Raw genomic sequence first — 12,648 nt, 5'->3', positions numbered from 1 at the left:
CGACTACTTCCCTAACCGCTTTTCAGGTCTGGTTTTCGCCGCCTTCACCGAGCTTCATACCAGAATCACTTTCACTTTATCAAATTATCAAGCATGTCGGAGTATTAGCCTTTCTACATAGCCAACCTTCTATGCACTTGGGGATTACACCCAATGATTCGGAAACACAGTTCAATAGGCTGTAGCCTATTGCATACTTTTGATATCAAGCATTACTGCCTATATTTGTGTAAAAACAGCGCGCACACTTACCACGGTCTCAACGTGGGTTGGTGTTGATGAATTGAATGTCATTGAAGTCACACCAACGTGCCTGGAGTTGCCAAAAAGTCGGTTTAGCAAACACATTAGTAATAAGCCCATGTGATTAATGAATTTTTAATCACATGGGCTCTATGAGTTTAATCCTTATTTACCAAATTACCTATACTTCTACTCTACTTTCCTATCAACTGACTAAGCTGCTGCTCAATGCCTTTATTCGCAACAGCCTCACCGCCAAATATAGCTGCCCCAGTAAGGTTTTTGCTCTTTAAATAATTCACAACCTGATCGGACAAACTGCCGTCGGCCAGAATAATCGAGGCATTGTGGTTAGCAGCATAGACACTTCCGGCAAGAGCATCAGAAAAATTATTCCCAGTTGCTATACAGACACTTTGCCCGGCTAAGTTGAAGTATTGGGCGACGGCCAGGGAGGTATCGTAGCGATCCTGTCCGGCAATTCTTACGATATTTGTTTTGTCTAAAGTGGTGATCTGTTCTATCTGACTTTCCACCGTTGAGCTGATAACCCCTTCTCCTCCGATAATATAAACTTTGCTGGGTTTAATGGCCGCTATCTCATTCTTGACTGCATCGTCGATTCCGTCTTTTTGAACTAAGAGGATGGGGTACTGCATTTCCGCTGCCATACTGCTAATGGATAAAGCGTCCGGATAGTTTTCTCCGTAGGCCAGCACAACGGGCGTTCCGTTCTTGACCTGTAATTGATCGGCGATTTTGTCGCAAGTATCATAGCGGTCCGTTCCACCCAGGCGGGTGATCTGTTTAAAACCATCGGCTTTGATTTTAGCTTCCATATCTGCGCTGACCACGGCTGTGCCGCCTAAAATATAGACATTTCCTGACGGATCTAGATTTGCCTTCATATAATCTAAGACTTTTGCTTGATCGGCCTCTGAACTTCCAACCAGAAGAATTGGTGCATTAAGTTTGTAAGCCAGAACACTTCCTGATAAAGCGTCCGGATAGTTGTCCGCTGTGGCTAAGACAACATTAGAAATTTGGCCCGTGTATTCCGCTATGGCGATGGCGAGGGCTGTATCGACCCGGCTCTGGCCCGCCAGTCTGATCACTCCTAAGCTGGTTTGATTCATTTTGAAATTCCATTTGACGATATCCTGTTCCACAGAGATTGTCGGGCTTGTATATTGGTTATATCCATCCTTGGTGGCCACGAGGTAGTAATCTGTCGTTGGGAAGACCATGAAGCCATAGGCTCCATACGTATCACTGGTCTGAGGATCTTGATTATTGTTGGGCTTAAATCCGTCAATACCCGGTAAGGATACGACGGTATCCGGTGTTTTGCCATTGGCTTTGTTTCTATCCGTATTGGCATAATACAAGGTAACCTTTGCTCCGACAATGGGTTTGCCCGTCGCCGCATCCGTAATGATGCCATAGGGATCAATTAAGGAGCATTTTAAACTGACAGTTCCATCCTTCGAAACGATGACCTCCAGAGTTCCAAGCGTAAGCGTTTGTCCGTTACCTAAATCATAGGTGATCTTATACTGATTGTCCGTTCCTTTGGCCAGGTTCTGAAGATTGATAGTCCCATCAGCTGAAACGGTTACCGGCGAACCCCCTAACGATACGTAGCTTACTTTAGAAAGATCGCTTAAAGGGCTCGAGGTTCCGTCAGGTTGTTGGAAGGTTACAGTTTGAGCCGCTTTCATGGAGACGGTATAATTTCCGTTACTATCCGTCGTTACGGTTCCTGTCAGATTGGAAACCACTGCACCGGTCGTACCATTGATGACATTGCCAGTTATGGTCGTTCCTCCGCCGGATGTGCTTCCACCTCCGGAAAAACCTCCTCCACCGCCTTCGTGTGTAGAATCAGGTATCGCTTCAAACACTGCCGATATAATGACACTGGCCGCCGGCATCGTGAAGCTCGTGCCGCTGATCGGGTAATCCGTTGTTCCGTCATTATACTTTAGTGTCCCCGGTGTTAACTTCATTCCAGCATTCGGGGTTATCGTCAAGTTAATAGCTGTTCCTGAAGTTGCTGAAGTTGGGTTAGCCGTAATACTTCCCCCAGTCAGACTTCCGATACTCACCGTATAACTGTTTGCTGGAATCTGCTCAAACTGGGCGGAGACCGTCACACTGGCCGCCGGCATCGTGAAGCTCGTGCCGCTGATCGGGTAATCTGTTGTTCCGTCATTATACTTTAGTGTCCCCGGTGTTAACTTCATTCCGGCATTCGGGGTTATCGTCAAGTTAATAGCTGTTCCTGAAGTTGCTGAAGTTGGGTTAGCCGTAATACTTCCCCCAGTCAGACTTCCGATGGTCACGCTGTAGGTAGTAGGAACTACCGGGGCCGGATCAGTGGTTACAGTGACTGAATTAGAGTTCCCCGCATTAACTCCTCCGGTCATCATCAACCTGAAGTCATAGCCGGTTGCTGGGCTAAGACCTGTTACTGTGGCTGTCGTCGCATCAACGGCTATCGCCCCTGAAGTTGTGCTTGCCGTCGTCCAGGTGTTGGCTCCGCTCGGCGACTGCTGGATGATAACACCTGTTGCCCCGCTGGCTGCCGTCCAGGTGAATGCCGCTGTGCTGGAGGTCTTTGCCGTAGTTGCAAAGTCTGATATCGGCACTGCATCGGTGGTAAATGTTTCGTCTGAGCCGTCTGTCGTCCCTCCTGAATTGACTCCTTCCACTCTGTAATGATAGGTCATATTCGGTTGCAGACCTGTAATAGCAGCACTCACAGCTGTATCGGTTGAACCTGTCACCGGGCTTAGGCTGGCTGGCGCTGTGCTTCCATAGCTCGTTGAAGTGCCGTAGTCAAAGGTTACGGTTGTACTGTCTCCATGGGCGTTGATTGTCCCGTTCAACGTAGCGCCGCTGCTTGTTACATTTGTTGCCGTATTGGTCGTTGCTGCTGGTAGTACCTTCGCTGTGAAATTATTGGCACTTGTAGCTGAGACCGCGCCGGAGGCTAAATATCGGGTACCGCTGGTTGTAATTAAAACGGTGTCCGTCGCGGAGACTGCCGTCTGGGGCAACCACAGATAGAGTTTACCATTGTTATCCGTCGAGCAGGAAAAAGAGCTTCCCCCGTTGACTGAATACGACATGCCGGCAGAAGCCGGCAGACCCGATATTGTGACAAGATATTCTTGGTTATTGCTGCTGTTATACACGTAGGGCTGGGAGCTTGCCTTTACCGACCCGCCGTTAATGGTCAACGTGCCTTTGCTAATGAAATAGCCGGCTCCGCTGCCGATGCCGGCGCCACCTCCGCTGCCGCCTATGGCCGTGACTGTACCCCCGTTGATGGTCACGGCGCCGCCATTGCCGCCGTTGCCGCTCTCGCCTCCGCCTCCGCCGATGCCGGCGCCACCATATGAACCGCTGCCGCCTATGGCCGTGACTGTACCCCCGTTGATGGTCACTGTGCCGCAGTCGCCGCCGTCGTAGTAATTTCCAGCTCCGCCGATGCCGGCGCCACCTCCGCTGCCGCCTCCGCTGCCGCCTATAGCCGTGAGGGAACCCGTGCTGGCAGCAGTTACCTCAAGGGTGGATCCCGACCCTATGAGAAGGCCCGAAGACAGACCAGAGCCAGCGTTCAGGGTATTTTGGCCAACAAGCGTCAAATCTACATTTGTTTCATACCCTATCGAAAACGGCTGATTGCCGGAGATATTGACGTTTTCCAGGGTGATATTTAAGGTGCCAAGGCTTCTGTTTACATACACAATATTTGCAGTTGGGGTGCTTGGACTGCTGTCTGTTATGGTGATTGCCTGACTAGTTGTAATATTATCATCAGCCTGTCCGCTGCCATAGGATACTTTTATGCCGGAAGTCGTACCTGCCGATATTATGATATTCCCCTGTGATATATCATAGGTATAGGGATTCGTATTCGCCATAGCGTTGGGGGTATAACCCGGCAAAAACGTTAAAAAACACAATGCCACCACCATGGCTAAGGCTGCGTATTTGTTCCTCATCTTCACGCCTCCGTTTTTAATTTTCATCGGAAAGCATTCCATAGCTTGTTACCTGTACTTAAGAAAAACGACCCTGACTTGCGCCCATAATCATAGGGTTGATATCCAGCTGCGATATTGCATTCAACGCATTTCCTGTATGTATGTTTCGCTATTTCCTTGTTTGGCGGCGAACGCACTTAAACCTCACCCCTTGGTTTCATTGTTATTATTTCAATGGCTCATGTTCTCGCGGCTTTACATAGAAAGAATCCTTAGCCCTAAAAGCATGCAACAGGGAGCTTACAGGCATTTGTCATAATATGCGATTGATTTTTATAACAGGTGTGTGACAATCTTCACTTCCGGCGACGGAGGAAAGTGGGGATTATACTCCTGACCGCAGCGACATAGGTATTCTCCCCCACCGCAACATACCCCGCGATCCACTCCAAAGGTTTCATCAGGCTCCCCCTCGGGAATATGGGGACCGCTTTGCCTGCGCTTGTCAGAAGCACATCCTGATCGCCAAACACCTCCGCAAAGTTCCCGATTTCTCCGATAATGACAAAGCCTTCGTCCGGATACAGCTCCCGCATTTTTTTCGTGGTACAGTACGGGATTTTGCTTCGGCTGTTTTTCTCCGTGAAAATCCCGGTCTGGTTTGTTTGAGGATAAAGCCGGTAAAGCATTCCGATCACCCTTTTTCATTATACATAAAAAAGAGCCTGCATCATGGACATGGCGAAATTGACCCCTTTTTCGCCGAAATTGGTATTGAAAGACCCTGCAAAACAGGTTACAGGCTCAAGAATCCATGAATTATGATGAGCGAATGGCTGCATCCGACGGCTCACGCTCCGGCTTTCCTCCGCGGCGCATAGATTGGGAAACGCGGCCATCAGGGTGAAAACCTTCCCGCAGTGTTGAGTTTTGACGATTCCCGCCTCCGCCGCTAGGAACCGCGCCTCCGGATTGTCCAAATTCCCGCACGCCTCGATGGCGTTTTCCAAGGTATTGCCCAAAACGACACAAAGATCGCTGTCGCTCATGGAAAGTCGTTTTGGAATGCTACAGGCGCAGTGAAATGGAGTGCCGTTTTCCTTGGCCTTCAGGGAGTAATATCCCAAAATAGGATTTACCACAACATTTTCACAAAAGACCGGAAGCGGATCGGTTTCGTTCTCTTCCTCATATTCGTTCACAAACCGTTCTAGCCCTGTACAAAGGCAGTTTGTAAAAAAATGTGTTAACAGCGTTATTGACATTCATTATTCTTTATATTTTGTTATTTTCCTTTTAATTCTTTCGAATATTTAACAGCAAAAATTCTCCAATATTGACTTATCCTTTTGTATGTCAATAGTACGAATATACAATTGACAAGTTAGTTTTTTAATTGAGTACCTCCCTCTCCTTAACTCCCACCTTATACACAAACTCCGCCTCGACCATTGACCGCACTCTAACCTTTTCAATCAACTTACAAAACAAATCCCCATCAAACTTATCCAGCAGCGTACCCTGCGCTGCCTGATACGCTTTGAAATCCTCCCATTCGATTCACTCTTCCACCCTCATCCCGCTTTTTAATTCAAAAACAAAATGCGTTGGCGAGAAAATTTCTATCTTCTCGACCAACGCATTAAATATTTGCTCATCAAACTCTTCAAGCAAGGAATCCCTGCTGTTTATTGCCTGTAGGATTTCATCAAACCTTTGTTTCGAGCCATCCTTTGATTCATTTACCTTATCATGCTCAAGCCTTTTCTTTCTTACTTCCTCCAGTTCTCCAGATATGCTTTTGTATTCCTCAGTATAGACCTCAGAATCGACGCTATTATTCACCTGAAACCGAATGAGCCTCTTCAACTCATTTTTCAATTCTTCAATCCGATTATCTAAAGCCTCTGTTTCTTTGATGTTTGGCCTTTGCAAAATAATCATTTCGATATTCGAAGTCATCGTCTTGATAAAGTTTTGCCTGTCTTCATAAATTCTATTGAACATCCGCACGAAGGCATCCTTCAGAACATTCTCATCGACAGCTTTTGCACCACAAGCGTCTTTACCGTCAAAAATGTATGTTTTACACTGCCATACAATTTTCTTTGATGCATTTGTGCTGTTCCAGTGTCGCCTTTTAAAAATGTTCCCACAGTGCCCGCAAAATACTTTAGCACTAAAAGGATATTTGCTGCTATATTTATGCCTATCGCCCACCAGATTCCCCTTCAGCAATGCTCTGCGTTCCTTCTCATCCTGAACCTTGTCAAACATCTCTTTGGTGATAATCGGTGGGTGGTTTTCTTCAATATAAGTTTAATGGAAAATGGCAAAATTGAAGATGATGAAACTTTGTTATTGGAAAGATCATTATTTAATTATAGAATAAACATGTTTGTTGCTATCAATGGAAAACTTAAAATTACAGATAAAACAGTTATCTGGTATAACAAAAAGCATAATTATAGGATACCATTAGAAAAAATCACATCTATCGAACAGCGGAATTTCTTGTTTTTGATAAAGACGGGAATTAGAATTAAAACACAAGGAATGAAAAAGAAAAACCTTTCTTTTGTTAGTTTTCCTAGTGAACGGGATGATATCATTAAAGTTGTAAAATCAGAAATGAATATTATAAATGCCATTGATTTGCATTCCCTTGGTTGATTACCAGCGGGCTTATGGGGTGTCTCTTTTCAATGTTATTCTACTCCCCTATTTCTTCTACCCTCATCCTGCTCTTCAACCCAAAAACAAAATGCGTTGGTGTGAGAATTTTTCTCCACCAACGCATTAAATATTTCTTCATCGAACTCTTCCAGTAGTGATTCCCTGATGTTTATGGTCTTTAGGAGTTTATTATCGGGCATATGCATCCCTCTCTTGGTATACCAAGTATGCCACTATCCACACCCCAAGGACAAGACGAGACCCAAATAGGAAAAACCCAAAACAAACACCATAGTAAATCGATGTAAGCTAGAGAAAAACGGATTCTAGCCTTCGTATTAAAAACACGCTAAATGAGCCGGAAAACCGGAAAATGAAAACAAGTAAATTGGCTGTCAAAGAGGAATTTGGACGAAAATAGAGAATGTTTTTTTTTATGAACTTTACTAAATGTGAATTATAGGACTCGAAAAGGGAGGGACTGCCGTAAGAGATTTTTTATCCCGAATGCGACAGCCCCATTTACTTGTTGTTGATTCACTTACTTGCGGACATGGGTCACCGCCACATGTCTTGGAAAACTCATGCAATTTGACGTGGCGAAACTGGCTGCAAGCGCATTTCGCGGCCTCATCAACCCACACATTATCCGGTAGCGACAAGAATTGCCATATCAAAAGAGCTGATAACCGAAAACGGCAACCGCGGAAACATATTCCGGCTAGTAGCATAGAACTCAATCACGTTCGATGAACGGACTGCAAGTCCTTTTCCCCACCGAAAGGAAGTTGTAAAGCCGGGCACGTCCAGCTTCTTCGTATCCACTTTCGTACATGTTGCCTTCTGGAGATCGAGCTCAAAAAGGTCTATGTGGTTATTTTGGCTTAAATCGTCTCCTCCAAAAGAGAAGAGGTAAATAGTACCATCTGTTTGCGTTACTAAGCCAAGGCCGCAGCCGCCGAAATCGTCTTGCGGAAAACCTGGTATCTCGTCAAACGTAGTCGTTGCGTCCAAGACGGGGCCGCTCGACCTATAGATAGATAAATGACTCTGTTTCGCTGCGATAATATATCTACCGTCCGGCCCAATTTCCTTCGTCATTGCCACGCCATTAACTCCTTGTTCTCTCTTGATAACTCCAATGTTTTTCATGGGTTGATTATATTGAACCATGCTGATATCGTATATTCGAATCTCCGACGGATTGTTGCCATCAGCGTCTTCCTGTATTCCCATTGCCATAAAATCCCCACATGATTGCGCCCCACAGGGATGACCCCATCCGGGATGGTCGGTTTTAAAGACTTTAGGGATATTATCTGTTTCATCGCAGGGATGGTAGTCACCAATCATGTATATTCCATCACCCACTGTTATATCGATATTCGTGTATGTGAAGATAAGCTTATGGCCGAAGGCGGCAACTGCTTTGAAGTGCGACTCAATAAGACCAGGAAGGTAGTCTTCTTTATGATATGTATGGCAGAATGATTGTTTGCCCAAGTTGCTAAAAACCGATTTGACATTGTCGATTGTTGCGCTCTCTTTAGCATTAACGAAGCGCCAGTGGGTGCTATTGGAATCCCGTTCTTTTGTGGCACTGGTTGATACGCAGAGCAGATTGTCGGAATCTGGACAGCGGGTGTCCAAAAACCCACCGTCGTAACCGTATTCATTCTGAAGCCACAGATCGTCGCTTTCTTCCACCGGTTGTCCGGTCAGATTCGAGGTTATGATTAACCAAGTTCCGCTTAGGCCGTCTCTTTTTTCAGTTTCAGCTGTCGAAACGCATAGAAAGTTACCCTGACAGCCACCGCAACGCGTATCCAGATATCCTCCCAGAACTGAGGGATTTGCCGGGTACTGATTTTGCAAATAGACCGAATCTCCGGCACAAACGGGATCACCAGTATTTTTGCCTGATGCAGAGAGAATTTTCCATATGCCGCTGTTTTGATCCCGATTCCAGACGATTGCTGTGGATACAGCCAGCATATTTCCAGTGTTGCTGTAACCGCGAGTATCAAGATAACCACCATTCCAATTTCCGTACCCATTCTGAATTGCATACAATGAGCCATACTTTAAAGTTGCCATCGTTTCCTCCTTGAGTCAGTTAGTAGTGTTTACACTTACGCCGAGGTAACCTAGAATCCAAGGTAAATGATTAACAGCCCAATATAATAATACTTGAATTTAAACAAAATCTCCTTTCTTTCTAAAATAATAATCATAATGGTATCTTCGATATAAATGTACATTTACCTTTTAATTCCATGTGAGATATTTTCAAAATCACCACAGAAAACACTTTCTTTCGATCCCCTTATAGGTTCACGAATACACATCGCATAAATAATAAGAAACCGCCAATCTCGTTGTGAGAAAGGCGGTTTCATTTTTGCCATTGCTTATTCAAAATAATTTAACTGCTGATACCCCGTTTTGCTGTCAGTCGTGAAAAAAACAAGCGAGGTGGAGATAGAAAAAGTGAAGAATCAAAAGGCCAAAATGACCCTTTGATATACGCTTATGAAAAACTAGCTAAACAACACAACGTATCCCCAACAAGGGGTATGAGTACTAGGGGTATAGCAACGATTCGTTCTTTTTGGGGCCACTAATAAATGATCCCCTTTTTACACGGGGCTGTGTTGAAACTTAGTTTCTCACAGCCCCTCAATAGGTTTCGAATGGGGAAGGCTAAACTGACTGACCGTCTATCCTAAGACGACAGTCAGTTTTCTCATGTTATGGGCAATACAATGTAATCCCCTTGACCTTTTCCAATCCCTTTAGGATAAATCGTCGCACACCAAAGTTGCCTTTGATATCTCCAAAGACACTTTCCACCTCTATAGGTCTTGCTCAATAAATATTGATACACTGGAAACGTTACCCATCCAACAACCCCGAAGGTAAAAACTATAAAACCTGTAGCCGAAATAGCTTTGGCAATAGTGATGCTTTTTTTCTTTTCTATGCCTAATGAAACTTCAAAAGCATTGTACCTTGTAAATCCTCCAGCACCCAAGATTATTAGCCAGAAATGATATTTGGCAAGCCATAAAGGCAGCGCAAGGTTAACTAATTCAAACTGTTCTCGGCCAGGGATAATCTCACGTATGTAGTCCATCCTTATTCCCTCTTTAGCAATTATTTTAAGACAATGACTTTTTCAGCTTCTAGACAAGTTCTCTTACCCTTACTTCAATAGGACCGACATTATCGGCAAGCACGGAATCAGTAAGTATAACTGCTTCCTGAAATTACGGGTACCACTACAAAATCTGTACCGTAAACCTGAATGGGAACGACCGCCGTTCCTGGCACATCCATTTCCGCTGTCTGATAGACAACCCAGCAAGCTTTGTCGCTACAGACCCAGACCGGATATTGATAAACGACATGAACAACGTAATCCACCCCAATATTAACGGGAGCATCCGGGACTTGAAGCGTTGGAGCTCTGTAAGCCCAGGACGGGGTTTCTGCCAGATATTTTCCAGGCTGCCAGCCTCCCCAAGTTTCTTCAAATTGTAAGGTAGCTGTAAGGGGAGCCGTTATCGTCATCGGGTCTTGAATCGTATGAGAGAGCCATTGGGAGTCTTGAGCATACCCTTCCGGTCTGGTAACCGTGGCAGACGTTAGATATGCTGACACAAGAATATCTAAGGGGTCGGGCAACTTTGGCGTTGCTACGGTCAGATCCGCGAGAATCGTATCGCCCAAATAGGTGGTCCCGGATGGGTGCTGCATCGATAATTGACTTCTCGGCCAGGCTTTAAAGGATTCTCCCGGTTTCAGACGATTTTCCGGCAAGGCATAGCTGCCGAGGGTAAGGGTGGCCCCGTTATCGCTCACGATCCCTCCCGGTGGTTTCAGGACATCATAGGAGGCACTTGAATCAATAGGGGCTGCCGTTGAGCCTGGCGAAGTAAAACGCAACTCGACAGGAACACTGTAGGTTCCCGGATTGGATCCCACTTGGAACGGCAGCTGCCAGTGATAAATCGTTGTTCCATTCTCTCCCGGCGATTTAGAAATATAATTCATTTCTGTCGCTTGAGTGATGGGGACTGGATTCCCATTGGCATCAGGCAATTGAGCCACTACATCACTCATAGTGTTATCAATGGTGGTATCAACATTCAGCGTTGCTGTGGCGTTCGGCTGATTTTTTTCCGGATTTACGGTAGCTGTTAATTGACTCACCTGCGGTACCCAAAATTCCAGGGCACCATTTTCCCCTCCGGCAACCGCATCGTTCGTCCATGACGCAATTAGCTGATTGGGTCCGGCATCCATGAGCACCGATACATACGGCGGGGGGGCATACCCCTTCGCTGAGGTAGATAAGCCACCAGAGCCCATAAATACCCCGCCAGAGGAGCTATTATAGGCTGATATATGAACATATCCATTTGCGTCATTGACGGCCACCATACTTGTCTTCGTCGACGGATTAATCACAACGCTGGGATCGATGAAGCCCGTTGCTCCAGAAAATACGGTCCCTTCATCGGTCATTGTGTATTTATCAATCGCATGGACCTCACTATAGCCGGATTTAACAGCATAAATATAGTTAGAATCGACCGCAAGGTTTGATATGATGAGGTTCCCGTTATAGAGTGAATTATTCTGCGCCATGTAATTTCCATTGTTGTTGAAACAATAAATGTTTCCCATTTTATCCGGGACATAGATGTTTCCAGTGTCTGAATCAATAACCGGCGCGCTGGCAATGCCATATTTAATGTTTCCTCCACCTGTATAACCGACTGTCTTGCTGGATGGATGAAATACGAAGAGTACTGGGTACCCTCCGTCAACACCAAAGAGAATATCTCCGTAGCCATCACTTTGAATGGCAGGAGATGACGTGAAAATTTCGCCAGCCCAGGATGGATTAACAGACGTTGTTGTAAAACCACCTGGAATGACTGAAAGTGGATCAATATTTGACGGAACATACAACGGAGCAACTGTAAAACCACCATTCCACGAACCGGCACATGTTACAGGAACACTAAAAGTTGTTGGTTCTAAAGTATTAATATCTGTGCCTTGCCACGTATAGGACTGCTCAGTTATTGCCGGACTCATTGCAATAAGATTAGTGTCTTGAGATGGGTTTCCAGTGATCGTATACTTTGAATAGTTCTTCATCATTCCGCTACTATCAGGTACATTTGGTGATCCACCAACATTCATCGGCCAAGTGTACAGATATTCCCCTACAGCAATGCTCATATAGTTTCCATCTGGTGAAATTGATGGCCCAGGACTTCCGTCAATGCGTTCTCCAGAGGTGGCGCTAAATTTGGCTGCCCATAGCACATGAAAATCCGCAGCACTTTGAGGGTTTGTTTTTGAAATATCGACTGCAACTAAATAGCCCATATTCGAATCAGTATTCCAAGCATATTGATATAAAGTGTTTCCGTAAGCAATGGGCGTGGAATAGCTATATAACCAAGTTCCTAAAGCATCTCCGATTGAAACCGCTATCGGAGTTTCGTTGTAAAGCTGGCTCATTCCGTCTTCGGTTGCCCTAGTCCGCGAATAGTTTGTATCCCACGTAAGGTTATTCGCGGCCATGGTAGCGGTTGGGAATAATAACATTAGACATAGGATTAAACTAACAAGCTTTTTAACCATAGCCATCCCCTTTCAAACTATCTTTAATATTTAAAAGGATTCTTCCCACAAAAAGAGCCCGGTGCAATTT

At 45.3% G+C, this 12,648-nt stretch carries 8 protein-coding genes and 1 pseudogene; 1 reads left to right on the top strand and 8 read right to left on the bottom strand.

Annotated features, from left to right (window positions below):
* Window positions 1-437 precede the first annotated feature (437 nt).
* The 4 genes from DESACI_RS25400 to DESACI_RS06715 all read right to left on the bottom strand — a co-directional run bounded on the left by DESACI_RS25400 (window position 438) and on the right by DESACI_RS06715 (window position 6,515).
* Window positions 438-4,256 (bottom strand): cell wall-binding repeat-containing protein, encoded by a 3,819-nt coding sequence (locus DESACI_RS25400; RefSeq protein ID WP_014826438.1) that lies wholly within the window; start codon window positions 4,254-4,256, stop codon window positions 438-440.
* Window positions 4,257-4,571: 315 nt separating this feature from the next.
* A complete protein-coding gene (locus tag DESACI_RS06725; protein WP_014826437.1) occupies window positions 4,572-4,946 on the bottom strand; it encodes a hypothetical protein in 375 nt (124 codons plus the stop codon).
* Complete coding sequence (locus tag DESACI_RS06720; protein ID WP_242833139.1) at window positions 4,946-5,440, bottom strand: ATP-binding protein; 495 nt, start codon at window positions 5,438-5,440, stop codon at window positions 4,946-4,948. Before DESACI_RS06720 ends, DESACI_RS06725 begins: the two co-directional genes overlap by 1 nt.
* A 358-nt stretch (window positions 5,441-5,798) precedes the next feature.
* Window positions 5,799-6,515, bottom strand: coding sequence for a recombinase zinc ribbon domain-containing protein (locus DESACI_RS06715; RefSeq protein ID WP_083845553.1), 717 nt, complete (start codon window positions 6,513-6,515; stop codon window positions 5,799-5,801).
* 45 nt (window positions 6,516-6,560) lie between these two features.
* Between DESACI_RS06715 and DESACI_RS06710 the strand changes: the two genes are divergently transcribed.
* Window positions 6,561-6,911 carry a GRAM domain-containing protein gene (locus DESACI_RS06710; protein ID WP_014826436.1) on the top strand — a complete coding sequence of 117 codons (351 nt, stop codon included), beginning with the start codon at window positions 6,561-6,563 and terminating at the stop codon, window positions 6,909-6,911.
* Between the two features lie 35 nt (window positions 6,912-6,946).
* Here DESACI_RS06710 and DESACI_RS24455 read toward each other — a convergent pair whose 3' ends face one another.
* From DESACI_RS24455 to DESACI_RS06695, 4 genes and pseudogenes are all read right to left on the bottom strand, one after another.
* Window positions 6,947-7,114, bottom strand: coding sequence for a hypothetical protein (locus tag DESACI_RS24455; protein ID WP_014826435.1), 168 nt, complete (start codon window positions 7,112-7,114; stop codon window positions 6,947-6,949).
* A gap of 445 nt (window positions 7,115-7,559) precedes the next feature.
* Window positions 7,560-9,011 carry a hypothetical protein gene (locus tag DESACI_RS22995; RefSeq protein WP_014826434.1) on the bottom strand — a complete coding sequence of 484 codons (1,452 nt, stop codon included), beginning with the start codon at window positions 9,009-9,011 and terminating at the stop codon, window positions 7,560-7,562.
* A gap of 623 nt (window positions 9,012-9,634) precedes the next feature.
* A pseudogene (locus DESACI_RS25735) lies at window positions 9,635-9,779 on the bottom strand (transposase); the annotation flags it as partial.
* A gap of 378 nt (window positions 9,780-10,157) precedes the next feature.
* Entirely contained in the window at window positions 10,158-12,578 is a 2,421-nt protein-coding gene (locus DESACI_RS06695; RefSeq protein ID WP_014826432.1) for a hypothetical protein, read from the bottom strand.
* Between the last annotated feature and the right edge of the window lie 70 nt (window positions 12,579-12,648).

The sequence above is a fragment of the Desulfosporosinus acidiphilus SJ4 genome, assembly GCF_000255115.2.
GTDB classification, from domain to species: domain Bacteria; phylum Bacillota; class Desulfitobacteriia; order Desulfitobacteriales; family Desulfitobacteriaceae; genus Desulfosporosinus; species Desulfosporosinus acidiphilus.
Note: the sequence above shows the minus strand (reverse complement) of the source record. Positions and strands in the feature narration are given on the sequence as shown.